This window comes from Streptomyces sp. NPDC096013 (genome assembly GCF_044763565.1).
Taxonomy (GTDB): domain Bacteria; phylum Actinomycetota; class Actinomycetes; order Streptomycetales; family Streptomycetaceae; genus Streptomyces.
In genome coordinates this window covers 1-22,827 of sequence record NZ_JBIWGK010000021.1, presented here as the reverse complement: position 1 = coordinate 22,827, position 22,827 = coordinate 1, and the positions used below count along the sequence as shown (strand labels likewise).

Below are 22,827 nucleotides of genomic sequence, written 5' to 3'. Positions count from 1 at the left end.
CCGCCACATCAACTGGGGAAGGTCTCGTATGTCGTCCACTCTGCTCGGGATTTCTGACGATTTCGACGTCATCGTCATCGGCGGCGGACCCGCCGGTGCGACCACCGCGGCGCTCCTCGCCCAGCGCGGACGCCGTGTTCTCGTACTCGACCGCGAACGCTTTCCCCGCTACCACGTAGGGGAGTCCCTCATTCCGGGATTCATGCTCCCCATGGAAGAACTCGGCCTGACCGAGCGCATGGAGGCCAGGGGATTCGAGCGTAAATACGGCGGCACCCTCGTCTGGGGAAACAACGAAATCCCCTGGAACTTCTCGTTCTCCACCGGCGGCCGTATCCCGTACTCGTACCACACCCGCCGCGCCGACCTCGACACCATGATCCTCGACCGCGCCCGCGAACTGGGCGTCACCGTCGTCGAAGAGGCCACCGTCAAGGACACCGTCGAACAGGACGGCCGCGTCGTCGGCGTCACCTACGCCCTGCGCGGACTGCCCGGCACCAACGAGGCCCGCGCCTCCCTGGTCATCGACGCCTCCGGACAGGCCCGCGTCATCGGCCGCAGGTACTCCGAGGTCAACTGGCACGACCAACTCCAGAACGTCGCGGTGTGGACCTACTTCGACGGCTGCCACCGCCTGCCCGGCGACGAGTGGAGCAACATCCTCATCGAGGGCATCAAGGACGGCTGGTTCTGGGGCATCCCCATCGACAAGGGCGTCTTCAGCGTCGGCTACGTCACCCGCTCCGCCACCGCCAGCGCCTCCGACGCCTCCATGGAGGACCTCTTCACCTCCGAACTCGCCCAGACCACCAAGCTCAAGGAACTCCTCAAGGACGCCCACCAGACCTCCGGCTACCGCACCGCCCGCGACTGGTCGTACACCAACGAGCGTTTCTACGGCAACGGCTGGGTCCTGGTCGGCGACGCCGCCGCCTTCGTCGACCCCCTCTTCTCCACCGGCGTCGCCCTCGCGACCATGGCCGGCAGCACCCTGTCGAAGATCGTCGACACCATCCTCGAGCACCCCGAGATCGAGGAGAAGGCACTGGACCGCTACGCCACCGCCTACCGCGACTTCTTCGGCGACATCCGCTACTTCGTCGAGCAGTTCTACGACCGCTCCAAGACCAAGGGCTTCTACTGGAGCCTGGCCCAGGAGATCACCGACCCCGGCCGGGAGAACGCCAACGAGGTCGACTTCGTCAAGCTGATCTCCGGACTCAGCGGCAAGCACGCCCTGTTCAACCTCGAGTTCGACGACCTGATCGCCGACGCCGAACAGACCACCCCCACCACCTGACACCCTGCCACCTGACATCCCGTCACCGCCCGGCGCCCCGCCACCGGTACCCCCCCTTCACCGGCCGGCCCACCGCCGGGCGACGAAACGGCAGCCCCCGGCCCCCAGGCCGGGGGCTGCCGCCATCCCGCCCCAGCGCCCCAGGCCGCGTCCCGGGCCCCCTCCGCCCCCGGGATTGATCCCTCGCCCCGCCACACGCACGAAAGGGCCCGCCCATGACCACGGACGCCACCCCACGGCTGAGCCCGCAGGAGTTCATCGACCGCGGCCCGATGAGCCGCCGCCAGTGGCTCATCGTGATCCTGGGCCTGCTCACCATGATCGCCGAAGGCCTCGACGCCACCATCGCCGCCTTCGTCTACCCCCTGCTGGAAAAGGACTGGGGGACCGGCATCGAGGCGGTCACCGCCACCGTCACCCTGGGCATCCTCGCCATGGTCGCCGGCGGCATCGCCACCGGCCCCCTCGCCGACCGCCACGGCCGCAAAGGCATCACCCTCGCCGGCGTCGCCCTCTTCGGCCTCGGCACCGCGGCCATGGCACTCACCCACGACATCGTCACCCTCGCCGCCCTGCGCACCCTGGCCTGCCTCGGCCTGGGCGCCGTCCTGCCCGGCGTGATGGCCCTCGTCGCCGACTGGACCCCCGCCCGCCGCCGCAGCCAGATGGTCACCCTCTCCTTCACCGGCGTCACCGCCGGCACCACCCTGGGCGGCATCCTCTCCGCCCTCCTCGTCCCCGCCTTCGGCTGGCGCACCCTCCTGGCCGTCACCGGCCTGGCCCCCCTCCTCCTCATCCCCGCCCTCCTGCGCCTGGTCCCCGAATCCGTCAGCGTCCTGGCCGCCCACCACCGCACCGAGGCCCTGCACCGCGCCCTCACCGCCGTAGCCCCCGACCAGGACCTCACCCCTCTCACCCACGCGGCCCCGCACCCGCCCGCCGCCCCGCACACGCCACGCCCCTCGGTCCGCACCCTCCTCGCCAAAGGCCACGCCGCCACCACCCTGCTGCTGTGGCTGTGCTGCTTCATCGGCCTCGGCGTCGTCTTCGTCCTCCTCAGCTACCTCCCGCTGCTGAGCGAACGCACCGGCCTGAGCACCGCGCAGGCCGGAGTCATCGTCGCCCTGTTCGGATGGGGCGGCCTGGCCGGACAGCTCTCGGTCTCCTTCGCCCTCAAACGCCTCGACCGCTTCCGCGTCCTGACCGCCCTGTGGGCCCTGGGCACCCTCGCCCTGACCGCGGCAGCGCTGTGGGCCCAGCAGTTCACCGCCCTGCTCGCCGCCGCCTTCGCCCTGGGCCTGTGCCTGCCCGCGGCCAACGCCGCCCTCCAGGCCATCGCCGCCCTCGCCTACCCGCCCGCCACCCGCGCCACCGGCATGAGCTGGGCCGCCAGCATGGGCAAACTCGGCCCCGTCCTGTGCGGGGTCCTGGGCGGCCTGATGGTCAAAGCCGGCTGGAGCCTGTCCACCGTCCTGTTCACCCTCACCGCTCCCGCCGCCCTGTGCGTCCTGGCCGCCCTCACCCTCCAGCACCGCCACCGCCCCACCCCCCGCGCACATCCCCGCCAGGCCCCCGCTCGCCCGCTCCCCGTCCCCGAACAGCGGTAGAGCCACCCCGGCGGCACGGCAACGCCCCGGACACCGTGCGACGGTGTCCGGGGCGCAGCAGCACGGCAGCTCAGTGGAACTGGCCCACCTCATACCCGCCCGCCGGCTGACGGGTGATCACATTCCCCCGGTTGAACGCATTGATGATCGCGATCTGCGTGACCAGGGCCGCCAGCTGGTCATCGTCGTAGTGCTTCGCCGCCCTCGCCCACACCTCGTCCGACACCCCGCCGGCCGCGTCCGCGATCCGCGTCCCCTCCTCCGCCAGCTCCAGCGCCGCCCGCTCGGCCTCGGTGAACACGGTCGCCTCCCGCCACACCGCCACCAGATTCAGCCGCAACGCCGTCTCACCCGCCGCCGCGGCATCCTTGGTGTGCATGTCCACACACCCGCCACAGCCGTTGATCTGACTGGCCCGCAGCATCACCAGCTCCCGCGTCGCAGCCGGCAGCGTCGACTCCGCGAGCGCCCCGGCCGCGGCGACGATGTGCTTCATGGCCTTGGCCGCGACCGGACTGGCCATGATGTTCAACCGGGCTTCCATGCTGCACTCCTGTGTCCTCGTCGATACGTGCACCCCCACACCGCGGGGGAGGGCATCTGACCAGCCGTCAGACCCCTACGAGTGTTATATCCGCTCACCGCCCCCACCCACGCGACACCCCCGCCGACACCACCCCTACCCACCGCACACCCCCGCACAGACCACGGCGGTCCGGTCACCCGTCCCGCATAGACCACGGCGGCCCGGTCACCTGCCGCGGGGGTAGGGCGGCCCGGCCAGCAGCACCGGCTCGACGGCCTCGTAGCGGTTGCGCTCCCGCGCCGCGGCCCGCCGGCCCGACACCAGCGTCCCCGCCACCCCGCACAAAAACCCCGCCGGCACCGACACCAGAGCCGTCGTGGTGAACGGGAACCAGTTGAAGTCCGCCCCCGGGAACGCCGACTGGGGCGAGCCGGAGACAAGGTTCGTGCCGGTCATCAGGACCAGCACACTGACGGTGCCGCCGATCAGCGTGCACAGCAGCCCGGCCCGCGTGTAGCGCCGCCAGAACAGCCCCAGCACCAGTGCCGGCGCGATCGCCGACGCCCCCAGGCAGAACGACACGATCGCCAGCGGCTGCAGGCTGCGGTGCTGGGCGGCCACCGCCAGGGCGATCACCGGCACCCCCACCCCCAGCGCCGACAGCCGCGCCAGCGCCATCTCCCGCAGCGGCGCCGTGCCCGAGCGCGCGAGTACGTCGTGCGCCAGCGAATTCGCGCAGGCCAGCGTCATGCTCGCCACCGACGCCAGCAGTGTCAGGAAGATCGCCGTGGTCACCGTCGTGAACAGCAGGCCCTCCGACCGCGACAGATCCGCCCCGAACGCGGCCCGCGCGCCCAGCAGATACGCCGTGTTGCCCCGCGGGTCCGCCGCCGCCACCGCCTTCCCGCCGATCAGCGCGGTCGCCCCCACCGCCACCACGGTCATCACCGCCATGAACAGCGCCACCGCCGACACCGCCCACGACATCGCCCGGCGCACCTGGCGTGTGCTGCCGGCCGTGTACATCCGCATCGTCACATGGGGCAGGCACGCACCCCCCAGCACGATCGCGCACTGTGTGCTCACCATGTCCAGCGCCGGATGCCGCCCGCCCGCGAACTGCAGCCCGTAGCGCAGATACCCCTGCCCGGCACCGCTGCCACGTGCCGCCGACTCGAACAGCGTGCGCGGACTCCAGCCGAACGTGTGCAGGATCAGCGCGGCCACCACCAGCCCCGAACCGAGCAGGATCACCGTCTTCAGGATCTGGATCAGCGCCGTCCCGCGCATCCCCCCGATCGCCGCATACGTGATCATCAGCGCGCCCGCGCCCACGACGCAGCCCGTGCGCATCGCGCCGTCGGAGAACCCCAGCACGAACGCCAGCAGCTGCCCCACACCGGCCAGTTGCACCACCATCATCGGCATCAGCGCCGCCAGCGTGACCGCGCACGCCGTGATCCGCACCGCCCGCCCCGGCATACGGCGCCCCAGCACATCCCCCATCGTGAACCGGCCCGTGTGATGCAGCGGCTCCGCCAGCAGGAACATCAGCAGCAGCAGCGACAGCAGCGTGCTCAGCGCCAGCACCACCCCGTCGTAGCCGCACAGGGCGATGATCCCGCCCACCGTCAGCACGGTCGCCGCCGAGATGTAGTCACCCGCGATGGCCAGCCCGTTGCGCAGCGGCGACAGGAACCGGTATCCGGTGTAGAACTCGTCCAGGTCCTCCCGGTCCGGACCGGTGATCACACACAGCAGCAGCGTCAGCGTCACCACACTGCAGAACGCCACCAGCGACCAGGACTGCGCCGGACCCCCGAAGTCCGTCACGGCAGCGACCGCCCCTCACGGCCCGCCCGCCGCACCCGCCGCGCCAGCGGATCCACGAACCGCCGCGCCGTCAGCTCGTAGAACACCACCGCCAGCCACGTCACCGGCAGCTGCACCAGCGCCAGCAGCAGCCCGAACGGCAGCCCGCCCGGCGCCGGCCGCGTCATCAGGGACGGCACCCGCACGGTCAGCCCCAGGAACACCGCGAAATACCCCAGTGCCGCCAGCGTCGCCACCCGCCGCTGCCACCGGCACGCCCGCCGCAGCAGCCGCAGATCCCGGTGCGGCCCCGTCCACGGCCGGACCCGGCCCGTCGCCCACCCCGGCGCCACCGCCGAAGCATGCCGCCCGGCCCGGTGCGCCAGCGGCCGTAACTCGGAGCTGTCGGAAGACATCCCAAGATCTCCTAGAGGGTCGTGGGCCCCACAAGGCAGGGACCGCGAGAAGCAGGGGGAAACGGCCCGGTCATCGCACGCTATGCGGCCCCGCCACCGGCCGCAGCACTTCCGGCGAACTCCCTGATGAAACCTTCAACCGCTTCTGACCTCGCATGTTGCAGATGAGGAGAGGGGGACGGGGGAGTACGGCAGTGCCCTGTGAGCCCCGGACACGCCGGACCGGCCGGCACGCCGGTGGCCGGTCCGCGGCCCTCGTTCCCAGGCCGGGCAGCCCTGCCCGCTGCCGGTGTCCCGGAACTGTGTGGGCGTGATCGGGTGCGCGGGTGGGTGTCGTTCATCAGGCGAGGAGAGGGGCGGCACTCCAGCGTTTGACGCAATGATTGCGTCAGTGCAGCATCCGGTGATGCTCTTCCCTACGCCAGACCTCACCGATGCGGACCGAGAGGTCCTCGACCAGATCGACCGGATGCGCGCGGCCCTCAGGCACGACGTGCGCACTCCCACGAAGCGGACGGCCGGCCTGCGCAAGTTCCTCACCGCCGACGCGGTGGCGGCCTCGAATTCCATCGAAGGTTTCAAGGTGGCCACCGTGGACGTCGAGGACCTCCTGGAGGGCGAGAGCGAGGTCGACATCTCGGAGGAGAACCGGGAGGAGACCCTCGCCTACCAGCGGATGATGACCTATATCCAGAGCCTTCACGACGCCCGGGACTTCTCCTACAGCAAGGGCCTGCTCAACGGCCTTCACTGGATGCTGCAGGGACACCGGCACAGCATCCGCCGGCCGGCAGGCCAGTGGCGCAAGGGCCCGGTCTACGTCACCGACGCCCGCGATCCGAGCATCGCCGCCTACACCGCCCCCGACGCCCCGCTCGTTGCCGACCTGATGCAGGAACTCATCGACTGGCTCAACACCAGCGACAGTACCCACGCCCTGGTGCGGGCCGCGATGGCGCACCTGCACCTGGTCTCCATCCACCCCTGGGCCGACGGCAACGGCCGCATGTCCCGCTCCCTGCAAACCCTCATGATCGCCAGAGAAGGAGTTCTCGCACCCGAGTTCTCCTCCATCGAGAGTTGGCTGGGACGACCGGGCAACACCTGGGAGTACTACCGTGAACTCGCCGACCGGGGCAGCCAGTACCAGCCCGACAGGGACGTTTCCGACTGGATCAGATTCAACCTCACCGCCTATCACCAACAGGCCCAGACCGTCCAGGGGCGCCTCGCCCGCTCAGGCCGCGTCTGGAGCCATCTCGCTGCCTTCACCGCCGCCCAAGGCCTGGACGAACGCACCGTCACCGCACTCCACGACGTGGCCATGGCCGGACGCGTACGCCGTTCCCGCTACCAGCACGGCGAAGCTCTCAGCCTCCAGCAGGCCCAACGCGACCTGCGTGACCTCACGGCCGCAAACATCCTTCAGCCCGTCGGCCGCACCCGCGCCCGCTACTACACCGCAGGCCGCGCATTCCCGCAGGACGCCCTCGACATCGCGCAGACCCCCATGACCCTGACCCACCCCTACCGCGACTGAGGGGCCTGGGGATTGGGGTGGGGAGCTTCACTGCCGGCTGGTGAGGGGCCGGGAACCATCGAGGCAGCGGCAGCGAGTTTGCCGCTGGGTGCTGGCGAGAGGGGCACCAGTTGGTCGAGCCCCGGGCTGAGGACACGGAACCGTCCGAGGACCTGATGGGGGATGCCCGCATCGCTCCACGCCGGGACGTGCAGCTTTTCGCCCGGGGTGACGGGTGAAGGCGGTCTGACAGATCTGGGCCCCCGACTTCGAATTCAGGCGTGATGCCCGCGATCATGCTTCGACGGTGACAAACGACGGCTGCTACGACGGACCAGGCTCCGCGACATGCAGCCGCCACGCATCCCCGCCAATGGCTTCGTTCACGAGAACGAGGCCACGGCACAGATCTTGGGGATCGGTTGCGGCGGGCGATCGTGGAGCCCTTCAGAGGCCTCCTGCCGTGAGAAGCAGGACTGCGTGCGTCCGAGGGCGGCGACCCCCGCAGCCGCGCTTCTTTTCTCTTTTGATCATCCGGTCAGGATGAGGGAAGGCTCTGCCCTGAACTGGACGTGAAGGTGACCGTCAGCTGGCAGTCCAGCGCCGAGGCGATGCGTTCCAGGAGCGCCAGGGTGGGCAGGTCCCGGCCGGATTCGATGCGTGAGATCGCGGCCTGCCCGGTCCCGGCGAGTTCGGCCAGACGCCGCTGGGACATGCCTCGCTGCCGGCGCCAGGACCGCACCAGGCCGGCGGTGTCGTTCACCGGCCGGCGTCCGCGCTGTAGCGGGGCAGGACAGTGGTGTCGATCTTCCAGCCGGTGATGGTGACGGTGTCTCCGAAGGTGTAGTGCTGCCGGTTGTCGTAGGTGGGTTCGCCGGTACGGCGTGTGGGCGCCCAGTGATGGACGGCGGTCCCGTCCCGGGGGTCGACGATCAGGTAGTGCGGCACGCCCATGGCCGGATAATCGCGCAGCTTGCCCTCATAGTCGTTGCCCGGGTTGGAGCGGGAGACGATCTCGATCACCAGGTGGCAGCGGCGCGGGTCGATGGCATCGCTCTCGGCGGTGGCTTCTTCCTCGTCGATCACGACGAGGTCGGGGACCCGCAGGACGCCCAGGGCCGCATCCTCCATGTCGGTTTCGAGCATGAGGACCAGGTCCGTACCCAGTTGGGGCTCCAGCTGGGTACGCAGGCGGTGAGCGACGAGCTGATGCTGCTTCTTCGGGCTCATCATCATCAGCAGCTGGCCATGGCTGATCTCCGGCCAGGCCAGCGGCTCAGGCTTGTCGAACGCTTCACGGAACTCACGAAGATGCCCGTAGATACTCTGCTCCGTCACACCTCCACCGTACATGACGAAATCATCATGCCGTGCGGGATGTGAACCCCGGCCTGCCAGGCGCGCCGGGTATGTGAACAGTGAGTGAGCCGCTCGGCGCAGTTGGGGGCGGCCAGGCAGGCCGCGCATTCCCGCAGGACGCCCTCGACATCGCGCAGACCCCCATGACCCTGACCCACCCCTACCGCGACTGAGTGGCCGGGGGAGTGGGAAACCCTCATCCCAAGAGCTTCACTGCCGACTCGTGACGGGCAGGGAGTCACCGAGGCGCGGCTTGCGAGTCTGCTGTTGGGTATCAGGTGGCCGAGACCCGGGCCGAGGATGCGGAACCGTCCGGGAGCTATTGGGGATGCCCGCATCGCTCTACGCCGGAACGTGCAGCTTTTCGCCCGGGGTGACGGGTGGAGGCGATGTGGCAGATCCGGGTCCGAGCCGGCTTCGGATTCAGGCGTGATGCCCGGGAGCGTGACTTCGGCAGTGACAAACGACGCCAGCTACGAGAGACCAGGCTCCGCGACATCCAGCCGTCACGCGTCCCCGCCTATGGCTTCGCCCACGAGAATGAGGCTCTGTCACAGATCTTGGGGATCGGTTGCGGCGGGCGATCGTGGAGCTTTTCGGAGGTCTGCCGTCGTGAGTACAGGACTGCTTGCGTCCGAGGGCGGCGAGTCCTGTGTCTGTGCTTGTTTTCTCTTTTGGTCCTCTGGTCAGGATGGGGCGGGGTCTGCCGTGAACTGGACGTGAAGGTGACCGTCAGCTGGCAGTCCAGCGCCGCGATGCGTTCCAGGAGCGCCAGGGTGGGCAGGTCCCGGCCGGATTTGATGCGTGAGATCGCGGCCTGCCCGGTCCCGGCGAGTTCGGCCAGACGCCGCTGGGACATGCCTCGCTGCCGGCGCCAGGACCGCACCAGGCCGGCGGTGTCGTTCACCGTCCGGCGTCCGCACCGTCCGGGCCTGGCTCGCCGGCACCCGCACGCCCTCTCGGATGAACCTCGTCGCGATCGAGCAGGCCCTACCGCACGCTCCGGCGCGAGAACGTCGCCCGCTATCTCCTCGCCCGCCTCAACCGCGGCACTCACGTGGGAATCCACCCACTCAACCAGTCACAGGTCGGGCGCCCCTACCAACGGGCAGTGGAGTACCGAACGCTGGACGTCCGCCAAGGGGACTGGATCATCACCGTGTGGGCCGGCGGTGACGACCAGGGTCTCGATGACGCGTGGGTTGACCAGCTGGTTGACCTCGGCTCCCAGTGGGGCCAGTACGAGTACGTCACCAACATCGGCTTCGCCGCATGACTCCGTCAGATCCGCCCCGGTTTCCGGCAACTTTGTCCAGGCAGAACAGGAGCCTCGAACGACGTGGGCGTGGGGGCCCTGGCCTGCAAGCTGCTGCGCTCGATCACCTTCCCTGCGGCCCGGTAGACGCAGACAGCAGCCCGGCAGCACAGCACCGACGGCACACTGAAGGAAGCCGCACGACCTGGAGGAGGCGGAAACGATGAGTGTTGCTGCCGATCACACCGGGCCCTGGACCATCCCTGACGTCCTGGCGCTGCCTGAGGACCGCACCACCCGCTATGAGCTACTCGGCGAGTCCCTCGTGATGTCGCCCGCTCCCGGAGTCCGCCACCAGCGGGCATCCTTCCGGCTTCACGTCATCCTCGACGCCGCCGCTCGCATGGCTGGCGCCCCGGTGGAGGTCCTGGAAGCCATCAACGTCGTCCTGCCGTCCGGGCTGGTCGTGCCCGATCTGGTAGTCACCGACGCGGGCGCCACTGCTGAGGACACCGTCAGCGTGGACGCGGACGCCGTGCAGCTCGTAGTCGAACTCGTCTCACCCGGGAACAAGACGATGGACCGCAAGGTCAAGCCCTTGCTCTACGCAGAAGCGGCGATCCCGTATTTCTGGCGCTTGGAATTCGACCCTGCCCCGCGCCTGATCGTCAGCGAACTGCAGGGCGGCCGGTACGTGGAAACCCTTACCGCTCTCGCCGGGGCCACCACCCCCATCCGCGCCCCGTTCCCGGTCGACATCGATCCGGCCGGCCTCGCCCGCCAGTAGCGGACACGGCGTCAGTCTCCTTCACCGCGCCAGCCGATGACCATGTGGCGTCGGACCGGCCGGCACGCCGGTGGCCGGTCCGCAGCCCTCGTTTCCTCTGCCGACCTGCCGCCGACAACGTCGTGCCGCTGCGGCGACCACCAACCTGACAACCGCCGCCGCGGCCAGCCAGGGAGGCGCCTCAAGCGAGGCTTCCAGCCGCATCCCCGCGGTAGCCGAACGCTGCTTCGGCCTCCCCGACGGTGTCACAGACCTGCAGGACCTGATCGGCGCCCGGCAAAGTAGCCCCTGTAATCAGAGGTGACGCCCGGCCAGGGAGCGGGAGGCGGGGTCCGGGGATGCAGGGGACACCTTCGGCCGGTCAGTCAGTTGGTCAAGTCGGCGGCGAAGGCGGTGATGGCGTCGGCGAGGGCGTGGGGGCCGGTGAGGAAGGCGTCGTGGGCTTCGCCGGGGATCTCGACGAGGCGGGCGTCGGGCAGGGCCTGGTGCAGGCGGCGGGAGATGTCGGTCAGCCAGCGGGGGCTGAGTTCGCCGATCACGAGGAGCGTCGGGATGTCGAGGGCCGCGAAGCGGGCGAGGTCGTCGTCGAAGCTGTCCATCGCGCGCATCTCGCGGGCCCATGTCGGGGTCATGGACGCGCGGATGGCCCAGAACGGGGTTTGTCGGAACTCCTCGATGGCTTCCTCGGGGAATTTCAGGAAGTTCCGCAGCCCGAGGGTGAGGGCTCGGTCGAGGTCGCCGGCCTGGACGGCCTCTTCGAAGGGAGCGATGGCGTCGCCGCCGACGGGGCCGCCCAGCGGGATCGGGGGCTCGTAGAGGATGAACGCCGCCGGGGGCTGGTGCAGGGCGTGGGCGAGGGTGACCAGTCCGCCGTAGGAGTGGCCGAGCAGGATCGCGTCGGGCCCGGCGAGGCCGAGGGCGGCGGCGATGTCGTCGGCCTCCCGCTGGATGGTGTGCTCGCTGTGGTCGCCACTGGCACCCCGGCCGCGGCGGTCGATCGCGTAGGTGGCGAAGCGCGGGGCCAGCAGATCGGCGAGGACCTGCCAGTCCTGGGCGGCGTTGAGGGCGCCCGGGGAAACAACCAGGGGGCGGCCCTGGCCGGTGATCGTGACGGCGATCTTTGTGCCGTCGGTGGAGGTGACGTGGGCCTGGCGGGGAGCATGGGCAGTCATGGTCTTCTTCCTTGTGTCGCGCTCTCGGGGAGGGGGCGGTGCGGGCGACCGATCCGCCCGGGGTGGCCCTGCAGGCAGTACGGACGCGCCCCATCCACGGTACATCGAAACGATGTAAGCATCGTTTCGATGTGAGATCCTGGGGTCATGCTTGAACTCGCGATCCTTGGCTTCCTCGCCGAAGGCCCCCTGCCCGGTCACGAGCTGCGCCGTCGCATCACGCACCTGACCGGCTACAGCCGTCCGGTCAGCGACGGCACCCTCTACCCGGCGATCAACCGGCTGACGAAGGCCGGGCTGATCGAACGGCGCCCCGCGCCCGAGGCGGGCGGCGGCCGGTACGTGCTGAACCTGACCGCGCAAGGACGCGAGGACATGCTGCGGCGGCTGCGGGACCCGGCCGAGCACGAGATCACCGACTTCTCCCGCTGGTTCACGATCCTGGCGTTCCTCTCGCTGCTGCCCGACAGCGCCGAGCAGCACGCCGTGCTGCGACGCCGCCTGGACTTCCTGGAGGTCCCCGCCAGCTTCTTCTACGACGGCGACACGCCGCTGCGGGGCGAGCAGGTCAGTGATGCCTACCGGCGCGGCATGCTGCTCACCGCCCGCGCCATCAGCCGCGCCGAGCGCGCCTGGCTCCACGAGGTCCTGGACGGCGGCGGCATCCAAGCGTCGGACGAGCAACCCGACCCTCAGAACCACACCCGTGATCGGAAGGACTGAACATGCTTGCGTCCTGGTACGACCAGCAGGGCCCGGCCGCCGAAGTGCTCCAGCTCGGTGAGCTGCTCGACCCCACCCCCGGCCCCGGTGAGGTCCGGGTCCGCGTCACCGTCTCCGGCGCCAACCCCGGCGACACCAAGAAGCGGCGCGGCTGGACCGGCTCGGCCATGCCCTATCCGCGGGTGATCCCGCACAGCGACGCCGTCGGCATCATCGACGCCGTCGGGGACGGCATCGACGCGCGCCGCGTCGGGACGCGCGTGTGGGTGTACGGCGCCCAGTCCTACCGCCCCTTCGGCACCGCCGCCCAGTACACCGTCGTCCCCGGCGACCTCGCCGTCCCGCTGCCCGACCACCTGCCCGACGACCTCGGCGCGAGCCTGGGCATCCCCGGCATCACCGCGCACCGCACCGTCTTCGCCGACGGCCCCGTCGACGGCAAACTCGTGCTGGTCAACGGCGTCCTCGGCGGGGTCGGCTCGCTGGCCGCCCAGCTCGCCCACTGGGGCGGGGCCACGGTCATCGGCACCGTCCGACGCGGCACCGAGCTGGACCGGATCGACCCCGCGGTCGTCTCCCACGCCGTCGCCCTCGACTCGGACGACCCGGCTGCCGCGATCCGCTCCCACGCACCCGACGGCGTGGACCGGATCATCGAGGTCGCCCTGTCCGACAACGCCGACCTGGACGACGCCGTCGCCGCCAACGGCGCCATCATCGCCGCGTACGCCACCCGCTCCGACCGCACCGAGATCCCGTTCTGGGCCCTGCTGTTCAACAACGTCACCCTGCGCCTGCTCGGCAGCGACGACTTCCCCGCCGAGGCCAAACGCCAGGCCGCCCGCGACCTCACCGCCGCGGCCGCCGTCGGCGCCCTCACCGTCGAAGTCGGCGACCGCTTCCCGCTCGCCGGCATCGCCAAGGCCCACGACCGCATCGACGCCGGCGGTCGCGGCCGCGTCCTGATCGACATCCCCCAGTAGACAAACTCTGGCGGGAGTTTCGTTGAGCCCAGCCGCATCCGCTACAGACCGTAGCTTCGGGAGAACAGGGCCCACCAGTCTCAGCCTGCTGCGCCATGGCCGTCCGGTACACGTCATGGAAGGCGTCGGTATCGGTGGCGTCCGGAATGAGGTGGGCGGAGCAAAGGGGCCCCGCGGCGCTGCGCAGCCGGTTGGCGATCCGCCACCGTGATCAATCTCGGGGCCCAGCGCGGCTGCACCGACCTCTGGCTGTGATTCCCACGCGCCAGGGAACGCAGCCAAGGTAGTTGAGCCGTGTTGAGCAGCACCAGGTACCGCGTTCGCGCACTGCGGTACGCAGCTTCACCTGAAGACGAGGCAATTCTCTTCATGCAGTGCAACCATGTGGCTACATGCCGTGAGATGGGTCCGGTGTGAGGGGGGCGCATGCGCGCAGGCCGAAACGTCATATTCGGGGGCGGTACCGTGTCGGCGGCCATCGCGGCATCGGTACTGCTCTTCGGAACCGCGGGGTGCGGTTCTGCGGCCGGGTCGCACGGAGGTGATCCGGCCGGGGGCGGGACGACGCCGGGAGTAAACGTGTCAGGGCAGGACACCCCCGGCCAGGGCGGCGGCTCGCCGGCGTCAGCAGCCGGCCAGGACGGCGGGAGCACGAGCGACGGCTCCGGCGGCGGGGACCCCGGTATCCCTCCTGTGGCACCGCCGCCCACGTACACAGGGCCGACTACGCCTGGCCCGGGGCTCAGCGGCTCTCCCACCCCACCGGCTTCCCCCTCCTGCACGCCTGCCCCGCCCGAGGGCGGGGACTGCCCGCCGTCTCCGGAGGTATCCGACAGCAGCGTGTCACCCGAAGGAACCTGACGGGGTGTCCGGCGGCCGACCGCAAGGCAGCGCGGATCCCGCTCCGCCCAACACTCTTCAGCCGCCTCGGCCTCGTCCCCGCAGACGGGTGGTCCAACAGGGACCGGCATCAGCCCGCGCGGACGCTGCACAAGGGCGTCCACCGACGTCTGCGACCCCGGGGACCACCGCCGACAGTCCGCTGGAACTCGTGAACTCAGTCACCGGAGTCGCGTCGTTCGTCGGCGCGTTGATGCTGTACGCGGGCTATATCTACACCCACGCGTACTTCGGTTACTTCCAACTGGACAGCTTCGCCGTGGGCTTCGACACCTTCGAGCTGATCATCCGCAGCCTGCGACTCGCCACCCTGCCGGCTCTCGAAGTACTCGCCCTTGTCCTGTTGGCGCCCCGCCTCCCGCAGTTGCTGATGTCACTCCGCGTCCCCGAACACCACGTCCGTCGCCTGCAGAGCGCCGGACGCTCGGTGGCACGGGCTTATCTCGCCCTCGTCATCGTCGGGGTCGTTCTCATGCTCCTGTGGCGATGGATCCAGCCGTTCGGCTGGACGGCCCCGCTCCTCGTGGCGGCTGGACTGCTCCTGGGCCGCGCCGAGGCCGCCAACCCGTCCGGGCAGCCGAGGGAACCGGCATGGCATCGCGCCGCATCATTCCTGGTAGCAGGACTCTTCCTGATCTGGGTCGTCGCACTGGTCGCAGGACAACTCGGCACTCAGGACGCACGCAACGATGCCGGCCAGCTCGTGCGGCGTGTCTCTGTCGTCGTGCTCAGTACCGATCGGCTCAGCATCGCCCCACCCGGTCCGAAAGTTGAGGATCTGGGCAAGAACGCGCACTACCGATATCGGTACACCGGTCTGCGCCTGCTGGTCGAACGCGACCACGTCTACTACCTGCTCCCGCTCGGCTGGAAGAAGGACATCGATCCGACTTACGTCATCGAGGACGACGACAGCATCCGCATCGAACTAAGACCCGGTACGCAGCCGCGTATGTGAGCGGAACTCCCACGCAGGCGCCGCGGTCTGGTGTATCCAGCAGGCACGGCCAGGCTGCAACCACACTCTCAAAGGCCCGCTCCGCGCCTGGTACGAGGCACACCGCCGACGCTGACCGACGTGCCGCTCCGGCCGTGTGCCGCTCAACGCCCCGGCGGACCGGCTACGTTTTTTCGTTGATCCGCACGAGTTCGTGACCCAACTGACCCAGCGTGCCCTGTTCAAGAGCTGCCCGAGACCGCACCGGCAGGCCGTCTGTTCCCCATCAGCTCCAAGAAGACCTTCGGCGATGGGACCATGCGGTCCTCCTCTGCTTCTGCAGTCTTCACCGGCCCGTGGAGGGCGGGTCTCGTCAGCGGATGCCGCCTGTTGTCCGGTGCACGGCACATGCGTCGCGTCTTGCCTCCGCCCTGATGCGCGGACCCGTCGACCGGGCTGTTGCTCGGAACGTCCGCAGCCATCCGGATAGGGTGACGAATTGTGGATCACAGCAGGCAACGTACGGTGAGTAGCCCGTACCTCACACGCTTCACCCAGGCAGTGAACCCGGCAACGACCAAAGTCCGCGCCGGTGACGTCAGGCGACCGGAGCCTGCTTTGACGAGCCGTACTGCCGCAAGCCGTCAGAAGCGGTTCTCTGCCGCAGGCACCGTGAGAACGTCACTGCGTGCCGCGGTTTCGTACCGGAGTCCGCACCCCGTCCCGACCAGGGCACTGTCATGACCGTCGACCACCAGCCCCCCTCCGGGTTCCCCACGCGGCTGCAGATCGGGAACTACCGCTCCATCGGAAGCTGCGACGTACACCTGGGCCCTCTGACCGTCCTGGCCGGCCCGAACGCCGCGGGCAAGTCGAACGTCCTCGACGCTCTGCGGTTTGTCCGCGATGCTGTGCGGACGTCACCTGCACGGGCACTCGAACCACGCGGCGGCCTCGATGAGGTCCTGCACCGCGACGGAGCCGGCCGGCAGGCAGAGTCCTTCCACATTCACATGGAAGTCCGTGCACTCGACGACCGCACGCCTTTCGATGCCGCCTACACCGTGGAGATCGGCACCGATCCGCAGCGCGACCCCTCTCTGCCGGTGGTGCGCAAGGACGAACTCGTCATCAACGGAACTCTGGTCAGCGAGCCGTTCCCCCCGGACTCGTCCGGGGACGAGCCCGTCTTCCGGGATGACTTCCTTTTGCCGACCCGCCTCAGTCGCGCAAACCGTGAGACGCGTGCACTCGTCCGCGCCCTGGGCCGTATGCGCTTCTACGAGTTCCTGACGCCGGTCCTGCGGGACGTCGACGACACCTCGAGCAGTACGAGCGGACAACTGCTCGGCGAGCGCGGCAACCATCTGGCCCGAGTGCTCACCACGATGAGCAAGCAGTATCCCTGGGCCAAGGAGGCCGTGGACGGCTACCTCTCCACCATGATCGACAATGCCGTCGCGGTGGACGGTGTCGAGGTATCCGAAGCCAGCCTCGCCTATGTCGTCGGCCGCTTCCTCAAGGCGGGCGGACACGAAACCCGGGTCGACCGCCGGTCGCTGTCGGAGGGGACCCTGCGCCTGACTGCGGTCCTGGCCGCGCTGTTCCAGCCGCTGGCGCTGGAGGGCAACATCCCGCTCGTCGGGATCGAAGAACCAGAGATCTCTTTGCACCCCCCGATGCTCGGCGCCCTCTACGACGCCCTGGTGGCCGCATCCCGCAATACCCAGGTGATCGTCACGACACAGAGCGCGGACCTCCTGGACAACGCGGCCGCCGATCCCGGCCATCTGCTGATCGTCCGGGACAGCGGAACAGGAACCGTGATCGGGCCGATCGACCCTTCAGGGCGCCGCCTCCTCGCCGACGGAGTGCTGACCCTGCCGGAACTCCTGCGCAGCGGAGAGATGCGTCCTGCAACGGCTCCGGGACCGAGACCGTCGGAAGAGGGCGAACAGCGGTGAAAGCCCTTTCGGAGGCGCCCCCGCCGCACACGCGGAAATCGAACGGTCCAACAGATACGGCAGCGGCCGGCCCCATCCCTGCGGAAGGCCGTCAGCGCCGAGGCATGCCCGGCGGTGGGTGGGCGTCGTTGGTCTGCTCGCGGAGCTGAGCGTTCGCTGGGGGACACGCGTCATCGTTGTCCGCCCCCAGGCCGGCGAGCAGGCGCAGGCCGTCCTCGGCAGGGCTGCCGGGGGCCGCGGACAGCACCAGCAGCTCCATGCCTGATTCGTCCGGCAGCGCGAAGTTCTCCTGGTGCAGTTCCAGCAGCCCGACCAGTGGGTGCCGGTACGCCTTGCGTCCATGTGTGCGGGCACGCACGTCCGCGCGGGCCCAGAGGCGGCGGAAGCGCTCGCTGCCCATCGCCAGCTCGCCGATGAGCGAGGCCAGGCGAGGGTCCTCGGGGTATGTGCCGGCGGCCAGGCGCAGGTGTCCGACCGCGTCGAGGGTGCATGTCTCCCAGTCCGCGTAAAGGCCGCGCTCGGCCTCCTCGAGGAAGAGGTGCCGGGCGGTGTTCAGGCCCGGCATCGGCCGTCCGTAGAGGAGCCCTGCAAGACGGTTCCCGGCGAGCACGTCCAGGCGGTGGTCCATGATCAGCGCGGGTGCGTCGGCGACCAGGTCGAGGACGCGCAGCACCTCCGGCCGGACCCGCCCGCCCGGCGCCTTCACGCGCCGCCGGCGCTGCCGGGCGAGCCGGTCAAGGTGCCCGCGTTCGGTCTCGTCGAGGCCAAGGACGCGGGCGAGCGCGTCGAGGACCTGCTCGGAGGGCTGGGTCGCGCGGCCCTGCTCCAGGCGTACGTAGTAGTCGACGCTGACTCCGGACAGGTGCGCGACCTCTTCGCGGCGCAGCCCTTCGACCCGCCGGCGGCTGTCGGTGGGGATGCCGACGGCCGCCGGGTCGACCCGGGAACGCCGGGTCCGCAGGAAGCCCGCAAGATCGTCCATGCCCTCCAGTATGGCCGCGGTGGTGCCTGCGGAAGTGGTCCTGCCAGTACCAGGAAGTCCCGTCCTACGGAAGAGGAGCCCCTGAACGCCAGACGCTGCGGCGCCCAGGATCGAAGGCATCCGATCCGAAGGAGTTCCCGTGAAGACGCTGATCGTCTACGCCCACCCGGAGCCGAAGTCGCTCAACAGCTCGCTGAAGGACCTCGCGGTGTCCACCTTGGAGAGGGCCGGGCACGAGGTGCGGGTGAGCGATCTGTACGCCATGGACTGGAAGGCGGTCGTGGACGCCGCGGACTACGGCCCCCATGCCTCAAGCCCGCTGAAGATCGCCCTGGACTCGGGGCGGGCCTTCGACGCCGGGACGCTCACCGCGGACGTCCGCGGTGAGCAGGAGAAGCTGCTGTGGGCCGACACGATCATCTTCCAGTTCCCCCTGTGGTGGTACACGATGCCCGCGATCCTCAAAGGCTGGGTGGACCGGGTGTTCACCTACCACTTCGCGTACGGGGTCGGCGAGCACAGCGACACCAGGTACGGCGAGCGCTTCGGCGAAGGCACCCTCGCGGGCAGGAGGGCTCTGCTGTCGGTGACCGCCGGCGGCCCGCAGGCGCATTACGCCGCGCGCGGGATCAACGGCCCCATCGACGATCTGCTGTTCCCGATCCACCACGGCATCCTCTACTACCCGGGCATCGAGGTTCTGCCGCCCTTCGTGCTGTACGGCACCGACCGGATGACCGGTGAGGACTACCCCGGCGTCGCCAAGGCCTGGCAACAGCGTCTGCTCACCCTGGAGTCGACCGAGCCGATCGCATTCCGCCGGCAGAACTTCGGCGACTACGAGATCCCCTCGCTGCACCTGAAGAATGGGCTGGAGCCCGCGGGCCGCACGGGTTTCGGGCTGCACGTGCGCGGCTGACCACGGCGATGAACAGGACAAGCCGGGGCGCGCACTCCAGGAGCAGCCCGCGGCCCGCGGGCTGCTCCTGGAGTGCGCGCGACAGCTCCCTTCCCGTGGCATCACCCCGGTCATCGCACAACGCGGAACCGAGCAGGGCTCCGGCCTGGGCGTCCACCTCTGGTTCGTCGAAGCTGCGTTCGCGCTGCTGCACTGGTTGTGCCGCCTACGCACCCGCTGGGAGATCCGCGACGGCATCCACCAGGCCTTCCTCACCCTGGGCTGCGCCATCATCTGCTGGCGAGGACTCCGAACCCACCTTCCTTGGGAGTCTTAGCCGGCTTGGTCGCCACCCCGCACAGCCACGGCCCACTCCGAGCCTGGCACCTCACGCGCCGCCCACTCCCGCAGCCCGGTCGGGCTGCGGCCCAGCACGTGCTTCACGCCGTCGCTCAGGTAGGCGTCCTCGCCCTGGCGGATACCGCCGAGCATGGCCATGCGCCACTCGATGTAGCCCTCGGGTGTGCCCGCAGCGCGCAGCTGGGCCACGTGGTCGGCGTCGGACTGGTCTGCGAACCGGATCAGGGTGCCCGATGCTTCGGTGAGGATCTGCGCCGCCTGGACGAAGTCGGCTGCCTCGGGGCCGGACAGCGCCAGGGTTTCGCCCTCGAAGCCGCCCGGGAGGACAGCGGCCGCCACGTCCGCGATGTCGGCGGCGTCGATGAACGGTTCGGCGCCCATGCCGACCGGTGCGCTGATCAGGCCGCCGCGCGGGGCGAACATGGCCTCGGTGAAGTTCTGGGCGAAGTGCGACGGGCGCAGGATCGTCCATGGCAGCGGTCCTTTGCGCAGGGCCTGCTCCGCCCTGGCGACGGCTCCGTCGGGCAGGAACTGCACGCCGCGTGCCGACAGCAGGACCGCGCGCCGCACTCCGGCAGTGTGGGCCGCCTCCAGCAGGCCGGTCAGACGCGGACTCCAGTCGGTCGCCGATCCGGGGCCGATGACGAACACCCCCTCCGTGCCGGCCAATGCCGCCGGCCAGGTGGAGTCGTCCTGCCAGTCGAAACGGGTTGCCGAGTTCCGGCTGGCCGCACGTGGATCGTGCCCGGCGTGGGTGAGCGAGTGGGTGAGGCGGCGGCCGACCTTGCCGGTGCCGCCGAGGATCAGGAACGGTGCCATGTCCTCCACGGTACGAACGTGACTGTGGACGGAAAATGCTCGATGGGACGGTATTCATTCGTGTTCGTCTAGGGTTCGGGTATGGATGTGCTGACCGGCCAGCTCGCGCAGGCGCGCGCCCGCGGCGCGGTCTTCTCTGTGCTGCGCCGCATCCGGCCGTGGGGCGTGCGGTTCAGCGGGCGCCGGCCGCTCACCGCCCACGTGCTGATCGAGGGCACCGGCTGGCTCGAGGAGCCCGGCCGACAACCGCTCCGGCTAGGGGAGCGCGACATTGTGCTGATGTCGTCGGGCGCGCCGTACACCCTGGTCAGCGACCCGGACGTCACCGCCGAGCCGATCGCCGACGCCCGGCTGCGCGGAACCGACACCAGGCAGGGCGACGCGGCACTCATCCTGTGCGGCGCCTACACCCTCGACGGCAGCTTCGCCGCATCCCTGCTCCGCGCCCTGCCGCGCGCCGTCGTCGTACCGGCGACCGGCCAGGAAAGCGCCCATGCGGCGGCCGTGGCCTTGCTGGCCGACCTGATCAGACAGGACGCCCCCGGACAGCAGGTCCTGCTGGACCGCCTCCTCGACGTCAACCTGGTCTTCGCCCTCCGCTCCTGGTGGGCACAGGCGGGGGAGGCGGCACCCGGCTGGTACCGGGCACTGTCCCAGCCGGGCCTGCGACGGGTCCTGGAGCACGTGCACGCCGAACCGGCCGGCGAGTGGACCGTCCCAGCCATGGCCGACCTGGCCGGGATGTCCCGCGCCGCCTTCTCCCTGCGCTTTCGTGAGGTCACCGGAGACTCGCCCGGCAGCTACGTGACCGGCGTACGCATGCAGCGCGCCGAAGACGCCCTCGCACGCTCCGACGTGACGCTCGCCCAGATCGCCACCACGGTCGGCTATCGCAACGAGTACGCGTTCTCCACCGCGTTCCGCCGCCGGTACGGCATGCCGCCGGGCAAGTGGCGTGCGGCTACCCGGACCACGCAGCCGGATTACGCACCGCACTGATCCGTACCCGGTGAAGGCCCTGTGGAAGGAAGTCCGCTTCCGCTGCGATTCCGGGTTCACCCGTAGGCCGCCCCGAGGAGGAATCTGGGGTCGGCGTGGCATTACCCCGGTCGTGACGGTCAGCGGCCGCGGCTCCGGGCGGCTGTCGGTTGCCGGACTGATCACGGTAAGGCCAGGGGCCAGGACACGGCTGTGCCACCGATTTCGGGTGCACCGCGGTGGTAAGGACGAGCGCCGCAGTATGGGCGAGCGCGACTGCATTCAGCTGATCGACGGCGTACAGCAGCTGGTCAAGGCGCCCGTGCTGGTGTGGGACCGGCTGGACACCCACGTCTCCCGTGCCCTGCGCAAGATGATCGATGACCGGGGCTGGCTCACGGCGTTCCTGCTGCTGGTCTACTCACCGCAGTTGGACTCGGTGGAAGGGCTGCGGGCACACCTCAAGCGCAGTCTGGCCAACCTCGTCTCGGTAGCCCTCGACCGCCTCGGGCCTCACCAACCCATCCCGTACACACTCATCAATGTGTACATTTTGGGGGTATGGATGAGACAGTTCCGCTGGTGCAGGCCCGCAGAGACCTCGGCCAGCTCGTCAACCGCGTCCGGCACGGTCACGAGACCATCGTGATCAGCGACTACGGCACCCCCGCCGTGGCGATGATCCCCGTCGACGAGCTTGCCGAGCTGCGCCGCCTGCGGGACGAGGCCGACATCACCGACGCCAAGGCCCGCAAGGCCGTGGGTGGGCCGGTCCTGACGCACGAGGCGTTCATGGCCGAACTGGAGGCCGAGGACCAGCAGGACACCGCGTCGTGACCTACACCGTGGTGTGGCAGCACCAGGCCACCACCGAGTTCCGCCGCCTGCGCCAGCTCGATCCCCAAGGTGCCAAGGAGTGCGCCGCCGCCGTGCGCGCCCTGGCCGACGACCCCCGCCCGCCCGGGGCCCGGCAGCTGGGCGGCTCCGCCTACTGGCGGATGCCGGTGGCCGACTGGCGCATCCGGTATTGACCACTGGCCAGTGCTGACCGGTCAGTGCCTTATATCTGTGACCTGCGGCTACGTGCATGGTTTACGACTTGGGGGGCGATAGAGGCGGGTCCTCGGCCATGACGTGAAGACGGCCGTGCCGTCCTGCTCCTCCAGCACCCCGCCCGATGACAGACGCGGTCCGAAAACGCCGTGGACCGTCAGACCCGTCTCGGCCATGATCCTCACGTGACCACCTACCTCGAGTCCGAGCGCCTGTCCCTGCGCCCCTTCGCCGCCGCCGACGCGGACCTGCTGATCGAGCTGGACAGCGACCCGGCGGTGATGCGCTATCTGACCGGCGGCGCTCCCACCCCGCCGGAGGAGGTCCGCGACCTCGCTATCCCCAGCATCCTGGCCGGCTACGAGCGCTGGGATCACGAGCTAGTGCTGTGACCGTGTTGGTTCGCCGGGTTGGTCAGGCAGCGGTGGTGAGGGGGCGTCCGCCCCAGCGGATGCCTTTCTCGCTGCGGATGCG

At 69.8% G+C, this 22,827-nt stretch carries 23 protein-coding genes and 1 pseudogene; 15 read left to right on the top strand and 9 right to left on the bottom strand.

The genetic code is table 11. The features are described from left to right. Positions 1–28 precede the first annotated feature (28 nt). Complete coding sequence (locus ACIRB1_RS41535; protein WP_403469206.1) at positions 29–1,303, top strand: NAD(P)/FAD-dependent oxidoreductase; 1,275 nt, start codon at positions 29–31, stop codon at positions 1,301–1,303. 215 nt (positions 1,304–1,518) lie between these two features. Further along, on the top strand, positions 1,519–2,910 hold the full coding sequence (locus ACIRB1_RS41530) for an MFS transporter (protein ID WP_403469205.1): 1,392 nt from the start codon (positions 1,519–1,521) through the stop codon (positions 2,908–2,910). A gap of 70 nt (positions 2,911–2,980) precedes the next feature. On the opposite strand, the gene ACIRB1_RS41525 is transcribed toward ACIRB1_RS41530, so the two are convergent. The 3 genes from ACIRB1_RS41525 to ACIRB1_RS41515 all read right to left on the bottom strand — a co-directional run bounded on the left by ACIRB1_RS41525 (position 2,981) and on the right by ACIRB1_RS41515 (position 5,664). Next, positions 2,981–3,454 (bottom strand): carboxymuconolactone decarboxylase family protein, encoded by a 474-nt coding sequence (locus ACIRB1_RS41525; protein ID WP_403469204.1) that lies wholly within the window; start codon positions 3,452–3,454, stop codon positions 2,981–2,983. Between the two features lie 207 nt (positions 3,455–3,661). Then, positions 3,662–5,269 carry a cation acetate symporter gene (locus ACIRB1_RS41520; protein ID WP_403469203.1) on the bottom strand — a complete coding sequence of 536 codons (1,608 nt, stop codon included), beginning with the start codon at positions 5,267–5,269 and terminating at the stop codon, positions 3,662–3,664. Further along, positions 5,266–5,664, bottom strand: coding sequence for a DUF485 domain-containing protein (locus ACIRB1_RS41515; RefSeq protein ID WP_403469202.1), 399 nt, complete (start codon positions 5,662–5,664; stop codon positions 5,266–5,268). Before ACIRB1_RS41515 ends, ACIRB1_RS41520 begins: the two co-directional genes overlap by 4 nt. A 406-nt stretch (positions 5,665–6,070) precedes the next feature. On the opposite strand from ACIRB1_RS41515, the gene ACIRB1_RS41510 reads away from it, so the two are divergent. Further along, entirely contained in the window at positions 6,071–7,204 is a 1,134-nt protein-coding gene (locus tag ACIRB1_RS41510) for a Fic family protein (RefSeq protein WP_403469201.1), read from the top strand. 517 nt (positions 7,205–7,721) lie between these two features. On the opposite strand, the gene ACIRB1_RS41505 is transcribed toward ACIRB1_RS41510, so the two are convergent. From ACIRB1_RS41505 to ACIRB1_RS41495, 3 genes are all read right to left on the bottom strand, one after another. Next, positions 7,722–7,946, bottom strand: coding sequence for a helix-turn-helix domain-containing protein (locus tag ACIRB1_RS41505; protein WP_403469200.1), 225 nt, complete (start codon positions 7,944–7,946; stop codon positions 7,722–7,724). Further along, positions 7,943–8,521, bottom strand: a complete 579-nt coding sequence (locus ACIRB1_RS41500; protein WP_403469199.1) for a Uma2 family endonuclease — start codon at positions 8,519–8,521, stop codon at positions 7,943–7,945. The genes ACIRB1_RS41505 and ACIRB1_RS41500 overlap by 4 nt, the downstream gene beginning before the upstream one ends. Positions 8,522–9,062: 541 nt before the next feature. Next, on the bottom strand, positions 9,063–9,401 hold the full coding sequence (locus ACIRB1_RS41495) for a helix-turn-helix domain-containing protein (protein ID WP_403469198.1): 339 nt from the start codon (positions 9,399–9,401) through the stop codon (positions 9,063–9,065). A gap of 59 nt (positions 9,402–9,460) precedes the next feature. Between ACIRB1_RS41495 and ACIRB1_RS41490 the strand changes: the two are divergent. Together ACIRB1_RS41490 and ACIRB1_RS41485 are read left to right on the top strand one after the other, a co-directional pair. After that, positions 9,461–9,818 (top strand): annotated as a pseudogene (locus tag ACIRB1_RS41490) (transcriptional regulator); the annotation flags it as partial. A gap of 202 nt (positions 9,819–10,020) precedes the next feature. Then, positions 10,021–10,584 carry a Uma2 family endonuclease gene (locus ACIRB1_RS41485; protein WP_403469197.1) on the top strand — a complete coding sequence of 188 codons (564 nt, stop codon included), beginning with the start codon at positions 10,021–10,023 and terminating at the stop codon, positions 10,582–10,584. A 365-nt stretch (positions 10,585–10,949) separates the two neighbouring features. On the opposite strand, the gene ACIRB1_RS41480 is transcribed toward ACIRB1_RS41485, so the two are convergent. After that, complete coding sequence (locus ACIRB1_RS41480) at positions 10,950–11,756, bottom strand: alpha/beta fold hydrolase (RefSeq protein WP_403469196.1); 807 nt, start codon at positions 11,754–11,756, stop codon at positions 10,950–10,952. 147 nt (positions 11,757–11,903) lie between these two features. On the opposite strand from ACIRB1_RS41480, the gene ACIRB1_RS41475 reads away from it, so the two are divergent. The 4 genes from ACIRB1_RS41475 to ACIRB1_RS41460 all read left to right on the top strand — a co-directional run bounded on the left by ACIRB1_RS41475 (position 11,904) and on the right by ACIRB1_RS41460 (position 17,263). Further along, positions 11,904–12,479: a PadR family transcriptional regulator gene (locus tag ACIRB1_RS41475; RefSeq protein WP_403469195.1), complete on the top strand. Its 576-nt coding sequence runs from the start codon at positions 11,904–11,906 to the stop codon at positions 12,477–12,479. A 2-nt stretch (positions 12,480–12,481) separates the two neighbouring features. Continuing rightward, positions 12,482–13,462, top strand: coding sequence for an NADPH:quinone reductase (locus ACIRB1_RS41470; RefSeq protein WP_403469194.1), 981 nt, complete (start codon positions 12,482–12,484; stop codon positions 13,460–13,462). Between the two features lie 1,051 nt (positions 13,463–14,513). Further along, positions 14,514–15,320: a hypothetical protein gene (locus ACIRB1_RS41465; RefSeq protein ID WP_403469193.1), complete on the top strand. Its 807-nt coding sequence runs from the start codon at positions 14,514–14,516 to the stop codon at positions 15,318–15,320. 719 nt (positions 15,321–16,039) lie between these two features. After that, positions 16,040–17,263, top strand: a complete 1,224-nt coding sequence (locus ACIRB1_RS41460) for an AAA family ATPase (protein ID WP_403469192.1) — start codon at positions 16,040–16,042, stop codon at positions 17,261–17,263. A gap of 91 nt (positions 17,264–17,354) precedes the next feature. On the opposite strand, the gene ACIRB1_RS41455 is transcribed toward ACIRB1_RS41460, so the two are convergent. Then, complete coding sequence (locus ACIRB1_RS41455) at positions 17,355–18,245, bottom strand: helix-turn-helix transcriptional regulator (RefSeq protein ID WP_403469191.1); 891 nt, start codon at positions 18,243–18,245, stop codon at positions 17,355–17,357. A gap of 139 nt (positions 18,246–18,384) precedes the next feature. Here ACIRB1_RS41455 and ACIRB1_RS41450 point away from each other — a divergent pair, with 139 nt between their 5' ends. Beyond that, positions 18,385–19,164, top strand: a complete 780-nt coding sequence (locus ACIRB1_RS41450) for an NAD(P)H-dependent oxidoreductase (RefSeq protein WP_403469190.1) — start codon at positions 18,385–18,387, stop codon at positions 19,162–19,164. A gap of 312 nt (positions 19,165–19,476) precedes the next feature. Here the strand turns inward: ACIRB1_RS41450 and ACIRB1_RS41445 are convergent, their stop codons facing one another. After that, complete coding sequence (locus ACIRB1_RS41445; RefSeq protein WP_403469189.1) at positions 19,477–20,322, bottom strand: NAD(P)H-binding protein; 846 nt, start codon at positions 20,320–20,322, stop codon at positions 19,477–19,479. A gap of 81 nt (positions 20,323–20,403) precedes the next feature. Between ACIRB1_RS41445 and ACIRB1_RS41440 the strand changes: the two genes are divergently transcribed. From ACIRB1_RS41440 to ACIRB1_RS41420, 5 genes are all read left to right on the top strand, one after another. After that, positions 20,404–21,321, top strand: a complete 918-nt coding sequence (locus tag ACIRB1_RS41440) for an AraC family transcriptional regulator (RefSeq protein ID WP_403469188.1) — start codon at positions 20,404–20,406, stop codon at positions 21,319–21,321. Positions 21,322–21,562: 241 nt separating this feature from the next. Next, positions 21,563–21,949 carry a hypothetical protein gene (locus ACIRB1_RS41435; protein ID WP_403469187.1) on the top strand — a complete coding sequence of 129 codons (387 nt, stop codon included), beginning with the start codon at positions 21,563–21,565 and terminating at the stop codon, positions 21,947–21,949. Beyond that, positions 21,862–22,137: a type II toxin-antitoxin system prevent-host-death family antitoxin gene (locus tag ACIRB1_RS41430; protein WP_403469186.1), complete on the top strand. Its 276-nt coding sequence runs from the start codon at positions 21,862–21,864 to the stop codon at positions 22,135–22,137. Before ACIRB1_RS41435 ends, ACIRB1_RS41430 begins: the two co-directional genes overlap by 88 nt. Further along, positions 22,134–22,331, top strand: coding sequence for a type II toxin-antitoxin system RelE/ParE family toxin (locus ACIRB1_RS41425; protein WP_403469185.1), 198 nt, complete (start codon positions 22,134–22,136; stop codon positions 22,329–22,331). Before ACIRB1_RS41430 ends, ACIRB1_RS41425 begins: the two co-directional genes overlap by 4 nt. Positions 22,332–22,538: 207 nt before the next feature. Next, positions 22,539–22,745: a GNAT family N-acetyltransferase gene (locus ACIRB1_RS41420; RefSeq protein WP_403469184.1), complete on the top strand. Its 207-nt coding sequence runs from the start codon at positions 22,539–22,541 to the stop codon at positions 22,743–22,745. The last annotated feature ends 82 nt before the right edge of the window (positions 22,746–22,827 follow it).